This window comes from Rhodococcus sp. IEGM 27 (genome assembly GCF_033142305.1).
Lineage (GTDB): Bacteria > Actinomycetota > Actinomycetes > Mycobacteriales > Mycobacteriaceae > Rhodococcus_F > Rhodococcus_F oxybenzonivorans.
Genome location: NZ_JAWLSG010000021.1, coordinates 16,201 through 29,192 on the forward strand (window position 1 = coordinate 16,201; position 12,992 = coordinate 29,192).

At 65.4% G+C, this 12,992-nt stretch carries 16 protein-coding genes and 1 pseudogene; 4 read left to right on the forward strand and 13 right to left on the reverse strand.

Annotated elements, in window-relative coordinates; all coding sequences use genetic code 11:
- Positions 1-61 precede the first annotated feature (61 nt).
- Positions 62-250: a hypothetical protein gene (locus R4P95_RS32480; RefSeq protein ID WP_317747527.1), complete on the forward strand. Its 189-nt coding sequence runs from the start codon at positions 62-64 to the stop codon at positions 248-250.
- Between the two features lie 107 nt (positions 251-357).
- On the opposite strand, the gene R4P95_RS32485 is transcribed toward R4P95_RS32480, so the two are convergent.
- From R4P95_RS32485 to R4P95_RS32495, 3 genes are all read right to left on the reverse strand, one after another.
- Positions 358-828 carry a hypothetical protein gene (locus R4P95_RS32485; protein WP_317747526.1) on the reverse strand — a complete coding sequence of 157 codons (471 nt, stop codon included), beginning with the start codon at positions 826-828 and terminating at the stop codon, positions 358-360.
- 646 nt (positions 829-1,474) lie between these two features.
- A complete protein-coding gene (locus R4P95_RS32490; RefSeq protein WP_317747525.1) occupies positions 1,475-1,828 on the reverse strand; it encodes a helix-turn-helix domain-containing protein in 354 nt (117 codons plus the stop codon).
- A complete protein-coding gene (locus R4P95_RS32495) occupies positions 1,818-2,222 on the reverse strand; it encodes a hypothetical protein (RefSeq protein ID WP_317747524.1) in 405 nt (134 codons plus the stop codon). Before R4P95_RS32495 ends, R4P95_RS32490 begins: the two co-directional genes overlap by 11 nt.
- Before the next feature lie 186 nt (positions 2,223-2,408).
- On the opposite strand from R4P95_RS32495, the gene R4P95_RS32500 reads away from it, so the two are divergent.
- Positions 2,409-3,002, forward strand: a complete 594-nt coding sequence (locus R4P95_RS32500) for a Clp protease N-terminal domain-containing protein (RefSeq protein ID WP_317747523.1) — start codon at positions 2,409-2,411, stop codon at positions 3,000-3,002.
- Between the two features lie 284 nt (positions 3,003-3,286).
- Here R4P95_RS32500 and R4P95_RS32505 read toward each other — a convergent pair.
- A pseudogene (locus tag R4P95_RS32505) lies at positions 3,287-4,267 on the reverse strand (ATP-dependent DNA ligase).
- 160 nt (positions 4,268-4,427) lie between these two features.
- Between R4P95_RS32505 and R4P95_RS32510 the strand changes: the two are divergent.
- Both R4P95_RS32510 and R4P95_RS32515 read left to right on the forward strand, forming a co-directional pair.
- On the forward strand, positions 4,428-4,694 hold the full coding sequence (locus R4P95_RS32510; protein ID WP_317747522.1) for a hypothetical protein: 267 nt from the start codon (positions 4,428-4,430) through the stop codon (positions 4,692-4,694).
- Positions 4,691-5,017 (forward strand): hypothetical protein, encoded by a 327-nt coding sequence (locus tag R4P95_RS32515; RefSeq protein ID WP_317747521.1) that lies wholly within the window; start codon positions 4,691-4,693, stop codon positions 5,015-5,017. Before R4P95_RS32510 ends, R4P95_RS32515 begins: the two co-directional genes overlap by 4 nt.
- A 413-nt stretch (positions 5,018-5,430) precedes the next feature.
- Here R4P95_RS32515 and R4P95_RS32520 read toward each other — a convergent pair whose 3' ends face one another.
- The 9 genes from R4P95_RS32520 to R4P95_RS32560 form a co-directional block, all read right to left on the reverse strand.
- The gene (locus R4P95_RS32520; protein WP_317747520.1) at positions 5,431-5,763 is read right to left on the reverse strand and encodes a hypothetical protein; all 333 of its coding nucleotides are present in this window, start codon (positions 5,761-5,763) and stop codon (positions 5,431-5,433) included.
- A complete protein-coding gene (locus R4P95_RS32525; protein ID WP_317747519.1) occupies positions 5,763-6,560 on the reverse strand; it encodes a hypothetical protein in 798 nt (265 codons plus the stop codon). The genes R4P95_RS32520 and R4P95_RS32525 overlap by 1 nt, the downstream gene beginning before the upstream one ends.
- 592 nt (positions 6,561-7,152) lie before the next feature.
- Positions 7,153-8,055, reverse strand: a complete 903-nt coding sequence (locus R4P95_RS32530; protein WP_317747518.1) for a hypothetical protein — start codon at positions 8,053-8,055, stop codon at positions 7,153-7,155.
- A 172-nt stretch (positions 8,056-8,227) separates the two neighbouring features.
- Complete coding sequence (locus R4P95_RS32535; protein ID WP_317747517.1) at positions 8,228-8,434, reverse strand: hypothetical protein; 207 nt, start codon at positions 8,432-8,434, stop codon at positions 8,228-8,230.
- Between the two features lie 117 nt (positions 8,435-8,551).
- Positions 8,552-9,037: a hypothetical protein gene (locus tag R4P95_RS32540; RefSeq protein WP_317747516.1), complete on the reverse strand. Its 486-nt coding sequence runs from the start codon at positions 9,035-9,037 to the stop codon at positions 8,552-8,554.
- Between the two features lie 79 nt (positions 9,038-9,116).
- Entirely contained in the window at positions 9,117-9,821 is a 705-nt protein-coding gene (locus tag R4P95_RS32545; protein ID WP_317747515.1) for a hypothetical protein, read from the reverse strand.
- Positions 9,822-9,845: 24 nt separating this feature from the next.
- Positions 9,846-11,060: an insoluble domain protein gene (locus tag R4P95_RS32550; RefSeq protein ID WP_317747514.1), complete on the reverse strand. Its 1,215-nt coding sequence runs from the start codon at positions 11,058-11,060 to the stop codon at positions 9,846-9,848.
- A gap of 49 nt (positions 11,061-11,109) precedes the next feature.
- Positions 11,110-12,603, reverse strand: a complete 1,494-nt coding sequence (locus tag R4P95_RS32555) for a hypothetical protein (protein ID WP_317747513.1) — start codon at positions 12,601-12,603, stop codon at positions 11,110-11,112.
- Between the two features lie 2 nt (positions 12,604-12,605).
- On the reverse strand, positions 12,606-12,953 hold the full coding sequence (locus R4P95_RS32560) for a hypothetical protein (RefSeq protein ID WP_317747512.1): 348 nt from the start codon (positions 12,951-12,953) through the stop codon (positions 12,606-12,608).
- Between the last annotated feature and the right edge of the window lie 39 nt (positions 12,954-12,992).

The window sequence follows — 12,992 nt, forward strand, 5'->3', positions numbered from 1 at the left end:
TGGCGCGCGGTAATGCCACGCCCGCCCCGCTCCGAGGTCATCCCGATCGATCGTCGATCTGGTGCAGCCCGCCTCCCCGGCACGGTCGGCGGTGGCCGAACTGCGCGAGCTCAAACTCGGTTCCATCGATCTGAATTTCGACGGCACGCGCATATGCATCTACGCCACGCACTTCGAGGTCATCCCCGCGAACCGGAGATGCTACAACATCTCCGTGAACAACTTCGGCGCTGCAGTCCTTCACATCTGACGAACTCCAGCACGGTCTTACTTGCGGCCTGCAGAGCGCCCCGCGCACCGACGATGGCCTCGGGATCACGACGCAGCGATGTGATGCGCCGCACCGATTGTTGCCGGTCAAGGCGCGACGATGCAGGCGGGTCCGATCGGTGTACCCGGGTTCACCGTGACGGTCTCGACGGGCCCACCCGCCGAAGTCTGATACGCCATGAGGTTGTGTTCGCCCGGAACGGTCGGGGTCCAGAGAACGAGCGCGTGATCGAACACGACGGGTGTCACGTAGTAGTCGGAGACGAAATTCTGCGGAAAGAAGGTAGCGATTTCCGGCCCGAACGAACCGCGGGTCTCGGAGTTGTAGTCGAGAAATGTCACATCCCGCTCACTTGGAGTCGACAACGAATCTGCGGTCGTGGCCACCGCGAGATAGGTGCAACCGACGCCGAACGCAGTCGTGGGGCCTACGCTCAACCCGGGCACGATCGTGACGTCGACGACGTCGGCTGCGGCCGACGGTGAAACCCAGACGGCCGCAGCTGCGCAGAAAGCCACCAGCAACGGGAAGCATCGGGCAAGCCGCGAGAGTCTCATGCCGGGAGGTCGGTTCGGAGGGCGCAACCGTTACAACCTTCTGCCGTCCCGACCACCGGCGCCGGCTCAGGACCCCCGCCAACCCGCCAACCCGGCATCGAACCATCGCCGAAAGCCATTGGGACAGAACATGTATAAGAAGAGACGGCGAGACGGAGGAAACTTTCGCCGAACCAGTACGCACAAACGTCAGTCCCATTCCGTCGACCGAGCGGGACAGGTTGCTAGAAAGGACCTGTGACAAGACGTAAACCGACGATCCCCGAACGTGCGCAACTTACTCGCGCCGCGGTCGAGTACATCGAGCACTGCACAGCTAGCGAACCCGACGCGACCGCTTACGAGCTGGCCTTCCGAGGCCTTGGCAAGATCGCATGGTTGCATACTCAGAGTAGGGACGGCATTGCGGCATACGCGGCTCGCTGTTGGACAACGGGGCACGAGCCGTATGCGGGCCAAAGTGCATTCGACCTTCAGACCGCGGAGCTTGATCGTCGAGCACAGTCTCAACACAACCGCCACGTAGCACTCGAGCGAAGCGCTCTACTTCGCGCGCACCGTGACGCAAGAACATGAGTGACGCCACCGCTCATCAGAAGACACCAAGCGTCTCCCCATGCCCGCTCCGCAGTCGGCTCGGCACGGGCTACGTTCCCGAGAAGGTGTCCAGGTCGAGGCTGACCTCAACCCCGTTCTTCTCCACCACGATGCGCGGATGCTCGGCCCCGGTCGCCGCCAAATACTGCCGCAGCGTCGAGAGCAGCAGGTCGTCACGCCGTTCGAGCTTCGACACTGCCGCCTGCTCCACCCCGAGCACCTTCGCCACCTCGGTTTGCGTGAGATCTCCGGCCTTACGGATGTCTGCCAGGGTCTGCACGTAGACCCGGTTCATCTCCGCCGTCTCCTCGCGGACCCGCTCCACCTCGCCGGCGATGGCGGGGTGCGCCGCGAGCTGCGCGATCCGCTCGTTCGCCCGCCGGAACGTGCGCTTATCGGTCATGATCCTCACCTCGGGTTTCGAAGAGCCACCGCTCGATCGCCGCGTCGGCACGAACACCGACGCTGTTGTAGAACACATCCCCCATCTGCGCCTTGTCCCCCGCGAACAGCGCAACCACCACCACATCGGTGCCCGGTGGGAACCAGCAGATCACCCGAACCGCGACACCCTCGTCGAACGGGTGCGAGGTCCGCCATACCGGATACCGTCGGGACTGACGCACCCGCTTGAGCCCCGGCAGATCCACCGACGGTGGTTCCTGAAGCGCCGCTAGATCCGCCAACGCGGCCGTCACATGCGCCAACACCCGCACCGCGTGACCATCCCCACGCTCCACCTGCTCCTCGAGGCGATCGAGGTAGACGAAGAAGTCTTCCGGCATGTCAACGATCACCCCCACAGTATTCCATTGATGGAATAGGCCGTCAATGGAATTATCGGTTCTGAAGCGATATCCGGCGATCCGTCCGCGCCGTGCCATGTCGGGCGAGATCCCTATCCGTTGTGCACCGATTTCCGGGCCGGTCACGGGATACTCGATGCACGCCCAGACGCACCCCGTGCAGTCGCCGAAGAAGTGATGAGAGTGTTCGAGCGATTCAGTGACCAGGCACGCCGCGCTGTCGTCCTCGCCTCCGACGCCGCGCGCACCCACCAACACGATCACCTCGGCACCGAACATCTCCTCGCCGGCATCCACGCGGCCGGCGGCCCCGCCGCAGCCGCCCTGACCTCCTGGGAAGTCACCACCAGCCGACTCGACACCGCCCTCGACGAAATCGCCCCACCACCGGACTTCGAGGAGACCCGACACATCCCCTTCACCCCGAAAGCAAAAAAGGTCCTCGAACAAGGCATGCGGGAAACCTCGCTGCTCGGCCACGAGGAAATCGGCACCGAACATCTCCTGCTCGGCCTCCTCGCCGACACCACCTCCACCGGCACACAGCTTCTCACCCGCCTTGCCTCCATGAGCGCAGCCGACATGCGCGAACGCCTCCAACACCAACTCACCGAGAACCCCGGACACAGACCCACCCACATCACACCGATTCGTCTCACTGACACCGAACACACTCTCTGCGTGACCGCCGCCCGCGTTGCCGGTCAGCGCCTCGACACCTGGATGCGCGACCGCCTCGTGGCCGCGGCACACGCCGAACAACAGCAGTGAACCGCGGGAAGTGTCGTGAGTGCGTTCCGAAGCACGATTCTTCGCGCATGGACTCTCTGGAATATTGGCGGACAGGTCACGGTTGAAGAGGCTGACGGTGGCGGGCATACCCCGGGTACCACATCAGAATCGTCGCTGCGAGCGACCACTTGCCGAGAGGCGATATGGCGTCACCGTCTTCCCGACCGGGTAAGACCTACATTGCGTAGCGTTCTCGGGCAGGAACCGAAGCCGCTGTCACCGGGGAAGGGGACAGCGGCTTCCCTTTGCTCGGATACGTTCCATCACAGGGAATCCCGGGTGATCGACCCCGGATCGAGATCTCCTCGTTGCCCTTTGAAGCTGGGATGCCGGAGCCCGCCGGGGAGGTATTCGCGATAGTCGACGTCCACGACGATCACCGGTTCGACCCAGCGCACGATCCCGTGCTCCTCCGCGGCTGTGGCATCGGTGCCGAGCGGGCTGGTGCGGCGTTCGAAAGTGGCCAGCTCTACCCACAGCTGGCGGCGGACGGCCATCGTGAATCCGGTCCCAACATTGCCCACGTAGCGAAGAATACCCTGGTCATCGTAGGCGCCGAGGACGAGGGAGCCGACCATGTTGCGCTGCGCACCGCCTCCAGGGATCCAGCCGATCACCAGCACAGAGCTTCTGGTGCGCAGAAGCACTTTCCGTCACGACCGGGCGCGCTGGCCGGGCTGGTAGGTCGACGACACCCTCTTGAAAAGCGCACCTTCCATAGACGAATTTCGAGCGGCCTCCAGAATGACAGCGCTCTCCACGGAAACCCAGTGCGGTGGGATCTGGATGGGCAGGCCGGCGCCGTGTAGCTCGTGGCCGAGGTCGGTGAGAGCGGCGCGGCGGTCCAGGTACGGGGCGTCCATCAGATCGTCGCCGTCGAGCTGGAGAACGTCGAACGGAAGGTAGGTGACTGGCACCTGCCGCCGCAGGGCGGTGGTCGGGCGCAGGGTGTTCGCCCGCTTCTGCAGGCGCGCGAACGACGGCCGCCCCTGGGCAAGGGCCACGATCTCGCCGTCCAAGACGATGCGGCCACGACCGCCGAACACGCCGGCCAGTGCCTCGGTCACCTCCGGGTACGAGGAGGTGACGACGTTGAGGTTGCGGGTCCACAACACCGGATGCTCGTCGCCGCCGACCGCAGCTAAGAGGCGGAACCCGTCGTACTTCATTTCCGCGGCCCAGGCACCGTCCATTTGCTCCGGTGGCTTACCCGGGGTGGCCAACATCGGCGAGATCAGCCGCATGGGCCGATTGTGCGCCCATTTGCGCAGCTCGGGCGACCTTCTACGGTTGAAGCCTGAGAATGCGGCTCGTTCATCCCCACCCGCCGGCCTGCTCGACCACCGCCGGCATGACACCCTGTCCAACGAGATTCGTCGAACGTCGGAAGGACCCGCGACACCCATGACCACCTGGACCCTCTGGCTCGGCGCCCTGCTGGTCGTCGGCGGCTCAGCCGCCCAGATCAAACGTCAGGCAGTGGCGGCCCGCGCCCTGTGGCTGTTTGCGGTGCTCGTCTTCGCGGCCGCGGCTGTCGGGGCGGTGACCGCGGCCGAGGTCTCGCTGCCCCTGCTGCTGGCCGTCGTTGTCGCGATCGTTGCGACCGGCGCCCTGGTCGCGGTCACCAATCAACCGAAGAAGCCCGCGGTCGTACGAAGGGGTGCGAAATGATCACTGCTGTCTGCGCCATGATCTTCGGTGTACTGCTCGGGGGATCGGATCTGGCTGACCGGTGGCGCACCCGCCAATTGGAGCGATCGCGCATCGATGAGATCGCCAGCAGCCTCGACCGTTTCCAATGGGCGGTGCTCGAGGACCTCGCAGAGGCACGCCACCGGTTCCTGTACCGAGATCGCAGGCAAGGGAACGCGGAGGTCCGGGCGTTCATCGTGGCCCGCGATGCCGCCACGAAGGTTGGTATCCCCGACGAGCGGGCGGTGTACCGCCTGACTGACCGGATCATCCGCGAACGGGTCAGACACGCCCTGAGATAAGCCCACACGCAATAGACGGCCTGCCTTCTTTCTCAGCGCTGGCGGTCCTCGGTGGCGTCATTTTGGGCTAGTGGTGGAACCTGCGCCAGGTGCTCACGAACAATCTCTGTCAGCGTCTTACGCTGATTGATGATCGTCGAGTAGCACTCGCGTAGTCCAGATAGGTCGGGCACGGACCGCTGCATCACTGCTTGTTTCGAGGCTGTCGTGCTCAGTTCGATGAATCGTCGCGTATCTGAGGTAGAGCGTCTCAAGCGCTGCCTGAGTATGTGGCTCACTCACGATGAGGTGCGCTTTCTTTGCGTCACGAGTGAACTCTCAGGGTGCCGGGAAGCGCTATCGGGCACCAGCCCAAACCTCCAGATCATATACAGCGTCACTGGTTCACAGAGATGGCGACACACCTCCGCCCACTAAGCGGAGGGCGGTTCGCTGATGGCGTCGGCAGTGACGATCATGTCGAGCTCGAGGCTGTTCATACCCGCGGCGTCGGTGACATACACGGTGATCGCCGCCAACCACTGCGAGTCGTGGATTTGAAACCAATGCGTTTGAAGCGCTGGCCGCATACCCGACAAGTAGACCGATGAGCTCTTCACCCTCATGCTGACGTAGTCGGCGCGCGCTGCTCCGCCACGCCCGAGCGGCAACGCCTTGCTGATGTCCACCTGGACTGCCCGCGGCGGGTCGAATGTCCTGATGACCGGGTGTTCGGGCCAGCGTTCGGTCCAGCCGTCGGTGTTCATCACAGCGCAGCTCGCAGTGGGCCGTGGTCGGTGGCCTGGACCTCGGGGACCGTTCGCCAGGCCACCGACCCGGAGTCTCCGCGGATCTCCATACGCCGTGTGCGCCGTTGGAATCCTTTGCCGGCGGCCGCGACGTCGAGTTGTATCCCAGTGACGCGGCCGTGCCTCTCGCCGAGACCTGAGTATCCGGCGACGCGGGACTCGATCCGCAGATCCACCCCGTCCCAGCGCCCTTCGGTCACCAGCAAGACGGCGCCCTTCGACCGTGCTCTCGCCACCACCGCCCGCGCCCTCGAGGGCGTCACGACCGCGCCCGAAAGCCCGAGAATCACAAGGTCAACGCTATCGAGAAGAATCGCCGCGACCTCGACAGCAGAGTCCTGCGGCTCGGGCACCAGCGCAATCTTGGAGAGGTCCGCGCCTTGCTCGACAGCGGCGAGCAGACTCAGATCCGGCATTCTGATCACGGCCGCGTGTGAGCCAGCCGCCGTGACCGATGCGAGTAGACCGACCAGCACCGACGTCGTTCCGTCGACGATTGCAACGGTGCCGCGGGCGAGTCCTCCACGCGGAAGAAGTTCCGCGATCGGAGAGGGCACGGGAAGCGTTCGCAGCGTGGTCTGAGCGGTGGCCACAATGGGCGCCGGTTCGTCGACGGACCGGAGCATCACTGCGGGCACGGCCGGTTCAGTGCCCTCAGATCGAGCAGGGATCGCCGCCATCTTTCGCCGCAGCTGTTCGAGTTTCTCCGCTTTGGTGAGCCCGTTGGAGGTGGGCGCAATGGGCAGTTCGCTCATACTCGCCGCCTTCGCACATCCCTGAACCCGATCTGATTTACCCGACAGTGTAGTCGAACATAGGTTCGATACGCGCAATCCCTCAATGCTCACCAGCGGCCTTGCGCCCCAGTTCACGGCGCCATCCGGACGGTCCAGCGCATCCCGGACCGTTCTTTCGCTACAAACCAGACAGCACCGACGGCGTGCAAAAAGGACCGCCCCATATGACGGCATCCGGGCATGCTGGGAAACGGTGCTGATACCCCTTGCGAGGGGCGCGACCGCAGAAGATCGGTGGTAGACCCCGCCTGCGAAGTAGGTCTGGACCGGTCGTAGCCGCCTTGTAGTCCGGCGATTGTACGATTGCCGGACTCCCGGGTGCACGCCTCTCTTCGTCAGTGATCGGATCACCGCCGCCGCGAAAGCATTACGAAGAGCAACAGGCCGCCCCTACGCCGACCAATCCGCGAGGAACCCCGCAGATCAGGACCGTGACTGGGTCATCGGTCTTATTCGGTGTGTGGGCGACCTGTTGCTCGTCGCGGCCATCACCATAGAGGGTGCCTACGACAGACTCTCGCGCGGCAGCGCGCCTCCGGAGGATGCCGGGTTATTTGTCCTCGCTGGCGACAGAGCGCCGTGACGGTGGCAGCAGCGGCGACTCCGGGAAGATCCCGTCCAGGTATCGCCACGCTCGCTCGAATCCACCGGCGGGGTCGCCGTAGTCACCGAAACCGCCGCTCAGCCGGAATCCGGCTCGCAGGATGCGGTTGGTGAGGTTGATCCGCCCGTACACCCAGGCCAGGCCGCCGCGGCGGCGCGCGACAACAGCGGCCGGATCATTGAGCGTGTCGCGCACCAGCTCCAAGCTAGGAAGACGTCCCAGCAGGACGCAACGACCATTGAGCGCCCCGTCACGCATGGTCCACCCCTCCGGTGCCGGCGGCTCATCCCTCGACTGGACCTGGATTTCGTGCAGGGACCGGGTGATCAGCTCCCGCGCGTAGACCTCACCGGTGCCGGCGTAAAGAACTTCCCACGATTGGGCGGGATCAACGTCGTACACATCCGGCTGGATCGAATAGAAGCGGTGCCGCCGCCGCGGATTGTCCTGGAAAAACGCGTACTCCGACTCCCACCACTGTGCCTGCGGGGCGACGTCGGCGAGCGCCAGAACACGATCCCCCCGATGGTCGTCCCATGGCAGCGGCTCATCGACCTCGCTCACTGCCCGCCGCAGCACCGCCGGGTGCGGCGGCCCAGCGGCGATCTCGCGCAACTCCCCCGCGCTCAGCCCAGTCGCGTCAGCGATCTCCTCGACTGTCGGGCAACCCTCCCAACCAGATTGTTCAACGCCGATGCGGATTCTCCGGTCCCGTTCCTCGTTCGCCGCGGCGGCCGTGGCCACCGCGGCTGTGAGAGTCGGTAGATCGGCGCGCACGTCGATCGCCCCAGTGGGCAACGACGGGTCGGTGATCCTCGCACTGCGTCGGATCGATCTGAACAGTCCCACGAAAACTCCCCCTCTTGTCAGTCGGTGAAACACAACAGCGTTATCAGATCATCACGGTCGGACACCCCGGCTCTCGAGGTTTGCAAGGCCTCGTTCCCACAGCAGCTGGACTCGATCGCGGTCCGCCGCATGGTCATCAGAACTCGAGTTGTTCAGGGAGGCTGTCAGCCAGCTACATCTGCGTGAAGGCGACCATGCCCCACGCCCCAGGTGTCGACCCAGTAGTTGATGCCATCCTCATCGGGATCCCCCGGCGGCCGCCACAGCGCGCGCAGCTGGTGGAGATCTCGACCTCGCGGGTGCATACCCGCAGGATTCCGCTTCCCCAATCGGGTTCGACAGTGCGGTCGCGGACGGTGACCGTGATGGTGTCGGTCATGCTGCCTGCGTGTCCCTGTCGAGCTGAATTGTTTGCGGCATTGGGGTTTTGAAGTTGTGGTCTACCCAGTGGCCGAAGTCTTCACTCGGATGTTGTGCATGCTCATAGCGTCTTTCGTTACTCGTTGCAGTTGACGTGCAGGGACAAGTAGATGCGACGTTGCTGATCTGCCCGGTTCCAGTCCTGCGGGGCGTCGATGGTGGCGGCGATGTCGACGTGGTGGGGCTGGGTCCAATCCACGGCCTGCAGGGCGCCCCGGTACTTGTTGGTGGTATCGACGTCGGCGGGGGCGAGGTCTTGGTCGGTATTCTCGATCGTGAGTATCTGGGACCCGTGGCGTGCGTGGATCTTCCAGCCGTGGGGGGTCGTGATGTCCATGGCGAGCTGTTCTCCACGGCCGTAGCAGCGAGCGGAAACCTCGTCGGGTCGGGGTGTGGTGATCTCGGTATCCGAGTGGGTCTCGCCCCATCCGATGACGATGCTGCCCAGGTCGGTACTTTCGTTGGTGACGACTGACCCGCTGATCGAGGCGGTGACCGCCGCGGCCGCGCGACCGTCGTCGTCACCGCAGGCGGTCAGTGCTGCGAGAGCGAACCAGGACAATGCTGCGATGGTGGCCGCAGATCGCGGCCGTGTGCAGGACACGGGCATCAATTTCGTTGAGGTCCTTTCGGGGCGATGCTCAGTTGAAGACGTCGACGTACCATTTGCCGTCGACTTCCTGGGTAGTGACGGTCTGGGTGCCGCGTTTGGCCGGCTGGGCGGGCAGCATCACGGACAGATCGACCAGGTAGACCCCGTAGGACAGTTCGACGGTGCGGAGGCAATAGTTGGTGCCGATCGGGACCGCGTCGATGACCTTCTGCAGGTCGGGACCGGGCAGCACCGATGAGGTGTGGGTGGCGAGGGCGCGGGCTGCTTCACCGTTGCGCTGGCTGTAGTACGCATGGTTGAAGGCTGCGATCACGCCTGCGCCGCTCTTCTGATCACCGCGGTCTGCCCGGCAATCCCCGTCCGACGCGGATGTCCTGTCGGTCTGCTCGGGTTCGGGCAAGTTGAGGATGGGTAACCCGTTCTCGTTAACTGCAACGGCGGCGGTTGTGGCCGCCGGAGAGGCAGTTTCACTGTCTCCGCTACGCAGGTGGCTGATGGCCACCCCGCCGGCCACCACGGCGGCGACCGCTGCAAAGCCGGCCACCGCGTTCTTTCCAAGGCGGCGACCGCGCGGGGACGGTAGAGGAGACCGGGGTGGGGGCGGTGGTGTGGCCGGGCCGCCGGGCGCCATGGTGCGGGCGCCCGGCGGATGGTCGACGGTGGATGGGCTACCGAGAAGGTCGAGTACCGCGGGATGTCGCGGCGTCGATCGGCCGATGGTCGGCTTCTTCATGGTTGTGCACCCGCCTTCGTGGTTTCAGTTCGCGGTTGGAATGCCGCCGCCGATGGCGCCCGACAACAGGTTTGCGGCCAGGCCGGGCGTGGCGTCGTTGAAGAACGAGTTCAGGGTGCCCTCGACCTGCTCGATGATCTGCTGCCCGCCGGGCTGCGCAGCGACGAAGTCGCGGGCCTGGTGGTCGATCGCGGGCGCGGCCTCGACGGTGTCCTGCACGGCCGAGGCGGCGGCCTGCCCGATCGGGCCGGAGTTCTCCCAGTCCGTGAGGACCGTCTCGGTCTGAGCGGTCACGGCTTCGGAGTCGATGTCCGGGACGTCGATCTCCTTCGGTTCACCCTTGTCGCCGGCAGCGAGAGGTGTCACCGTGGCCACCGCGATTCCGCCGCCGACCAGGGCGCCGGCAGCGGCGGCGGGGATACCCGCTGCTGCGGCACCGATACCCGCCCCTGCGGCGGTGCCGACGATCCCGGCGGGCACCCACCCGATTCCGGGGAGGAAGACGGTTCCCGCGGTCATCCCGGCGATGCCGCCGATGGTGCCACCGACCAGAGCGCCTGCGGTGGCCGCCGCCCCGCCTGCGGTGAGGGCACCGAGCGCTGCTCCGGCTGCTCCGGCACCGACCTGCGCGGCGGCGATCCGGTCGGCCCGCGAGGTTTCCACACCGATCGACCGCCAACCCGTCGAGACCCCTGCCTGCACCACCGCCATCGTGTTGTTCGTACGGTCCCGGTCCATGTCGGACACCCAGTTCGGCTGCTTGATGTGCAGCTCACCCAGACGAAGGGTGTCCCGGGGCGCGATGAACGGCTTCGTCGGCTCCACCGGCGTCGGAAGGTGCAACTGCTCCCACTGCACCGGCGCAACGTAGTAGTCCTCCGGCGTCACATACGCGTTGGTCTCGTAGTCATAGTTCGGGAGGGGCTGGTACTCGATGTTCTGGTATTCGGCGGGCGGATCAACCCAGTACACCGGTTCCGCCGGGGTCTCAGGCACGTATGCGGGCTCGGGTGCAGGCATCGGGGTGGTGGTTCCAGTCTGGGTGTCACCGCCGGTGACCCCTTCCTGGTTGCTGTCGCCGGTGACGCCGCCCTGGATCGGTTCTGCGACCGCGGACGGGGTGAGGGTGAGACCGGAGGCGAGGGCGGCGGTGATCACCGCGAGCACGGTCGCGGCCTGGGTGGCGCTCTGGCGGCGGTGCCGGCCATGGCGGCGGGTGGCGCGGTTGGTGACGGGCATGGTGTTGCTCCTGTTCTGTGGTGCTCGAAAGACCGACGTGAGCGAAGGATTACGAGCGGATACGGGTGATGGGCTGTGGGCGGGCGATCGAGTGCAATTCGGTGGTGTCGATCAGTCCCTCGGTGGTGGGGTCGATGGTGCTCAGCAGCTCGACGACCTTCGCGGCGGCGGCGATCAGCGCTGTTCGGGTCTTCGGCTGGAGTTGCGGGTAGTTGATGCGGCCGCTGTGCAGCAGCCTGTCGTAGGGAATGCGCACGAACCTGTCCGGCGCGATGCCGCCCCTGATGAAGGTCTCCACGTCGTCGAATTCGGTTTCCGGGTCATCGTCGGGCCCTTCGGTGATCAGCATCAGCACTCGGTCGAGAACTTCTGGTGCCACACCCGCCAAGTCATCGATCATCTCGGCGACCGTGCCGGGAATCGTGCCGCGCAGGGGGACAGGAATGACGACGACATCGGCTTCGGTGGCCCACTGCCATGCCGAGGAGTTTGTGTTGTTGCCGGTATCGACGAGCAGCATCTGTCGGTGTCGGCGCAGGACCGAGGCGAGGGTCTCGCAGGCGTGGCGGTCGATAGCCGCGGCAGCGATCCGCCGGTAGCCGGGCACGATCTCGACGCCGGTGGGCTGTCGGATCGTGAACCTTCCCAGCGCGCTGGCCCGCACTCCGGGGGCTGTCAGCTCTTCGGCGTGTTCGAGGACATCCCATACGTCGGGTCCGTGGTCGGCGCCGACTGCGGCCCGGTCAGCGAGGCCGCCGCCGGAGTCGCTGACGTCGAAGGCGACGATCGAGGTCGCCGGCCGGTACATCGCGAGGGTGTCGGCGATGCCGAGCAACAGCGGTGTCTTTCCAACGCCTCCTTTGGGGTTGAGTACAGCAATCGTCGCGTCGGCGTGCACCTGCCGGCCGATGGTAGCGATATACCGACCGGTCACAGCGGCGGTGCGGCGTGCGCGTTCCTCGGAGGATCCCGATTTCGGTGGGAGCTTGAAACCGAGCGTGTTGAGGGTGCCGCGCAGTCCTTTGCGGGCGGGCGAAACCACGTCGGGTGAGTCGTCGAGGGTTACGTGCGGCGCGGAGAGCGGCGGGCGCACATCCAGTGGACCCTTGATCGGGTCTGTGACCGGCCCGGTCGGCCGCTGCCCGACCCGGGAAGGTGAAGAGGCATCGACGGGTTGCGGGGCAGCCTCGTAGGCCATCTGTTCGGCCGCCACCACCACCGGCCCACCCCTAGGCGTGGAGACAGACTCCACAACCGGTCCAGGTGCGGCCTCGGTGATGATCGACAGGGGCATGCTCGGAGCACGCTCCTCTGCCTTCCCGTCCGGGCCGACGGTCAGAAACCGAGTGTCCTTGGCTGTCCGGTAGACCACCTCGACATCAACGCCCTGAGCCTGCGCCATATTGTGCAAAAACTCGTGCACCACCGTGGAGAGGGTCTTGCTTTCGTGCGCCTCCAGATTCATTGGAGGCACGTTGGCGTCCGCAAGGGTGGCGCGGGCGGTGGTCTTGGAGGTGATCTCGACATCGACAGTCGGCGTCATCTCTAGCTGACCCCGAAGGCGCTGGCTCCGGACAGCGCGTTGTCCATGTCGTCGACAACGGCCTCGGCCGTCTCCAGCTCGGCAAGGGCCTTCTCGCGGGCGCTTCCCTCGGGCAGCGCCTCGATAACGACGCGGCGCTTCGACGAGGCGGCTCGAATCTCTGCGAGCCGGTCGCGGGTCAGCTCCTGCTCCTCGCTGAGCTTCGCCAGCCACGCGGGGACCGAACTCTTGAAGTATTCCCGCAGCGACTTGATGACAGGGTCGTTCGCACCCTTGGCAACGAACGGACCGCGCAGCGCGGCCACGTCCTCGGTCGTCGGGGTGATCGACTGGGAGATACGGCGGCTCATGGGTGTTCCCTTTCAGCGATGGTGTTGGTGTAGCTGGGG

What these genes read in the sequence shown, in the direction of transcription:
- R4P95_RS32520 (WP_317747520.1), bottom strand. Translation starts at nt 5,763, where the DNA reads ATGAACACCGACGGCTGGACCGAACGCTGGCCCGAACACCCGGTCATC.
- R4P95_RS32515 (WP_317747521.1), top strand. Translation starts at nt 4,691, where the DNA reads ATGATCACTGCTGTCTGCGCCATGATCTTCGGTGTACTGCTCGGGGGA.
- R4P95_RS32490 (WP_317747525.1), bottom strand. Translation starts at nt 1,828, where the DNA reads ATGACCGATAAGCGCACGTTCCGGCGGGCGAACGAGCGGATCGCGCAG.
- R4P95_RS32525 (WP_317747519.1), bottom strand. Translation starts at nt 6,560, where the DNA reads ATGAGCGAACTGCCCATTGCGCCCACCTCCAACGGGCTCACCAAAGCG.
- R4P95_RS32510 (WP_317747522.1), top strand. Translation starts at nt 4,428, where the DNA reads ATGACCACCTGGACCCTCTGGCTCGGCGCCCTGCTGGTCGTCGGCGGC.
- R4P95_RS32560 (WP_317747512.1), bottom strand. Translation starts at nt 12,953, where the DNA reads ATGAGCCGCCGTATCTCCCAGTCGATCACCCCGACGACCGAGGACGTG.
- R4P95_RS32550 (WP_317747514.1), bottom strand. Translation starts at nt 11,060, where the DNA reads ATGCCCGTCACCAACCGCGCCACCCGCCGCCATGGCCGGCACCGCCGC.
- R4P95_RS32500 (WP_317747523.1), top strand. Translation starts at nt 2,409, where the DNA reads ATGAGAGTGTTCGAGCGATTCAGTGACCAGGCACGCCGCGCTGTCGTC.
- R4P95_RS32535 (WP_317747517.1), bottom strand. Translation starts at nt 8,434, where the DNA reads ATGACCGACACCATCACGGTCACCGTCCGCGACCGCACTGTCGAACCC.
- R4P95_RS32485 (WP_317747526.1), bottom strand. Translation starts at nt 828, where the DNA reads ATGAGACTCTCGCGGCTTGCCCGATGCTTCCCGTTGCTGGTGGCTTTC.
- R4P95_RS32545 (WP_317747515.1), bottom strand. Translation starts at nt 9,821, where the DNA reads ATGAAGAAGCCGACCATCGGCCGATCGACGCCGCGACATCCCGCGGTA.
- R4P95_RS32555 (WP_317747513.1), bottom strand. Translation starts at nt 12,603, where the DNA reads ATGACGCCGACTGTCGATGTCGAGATCACCTCCAAGACCACCGCCCGC.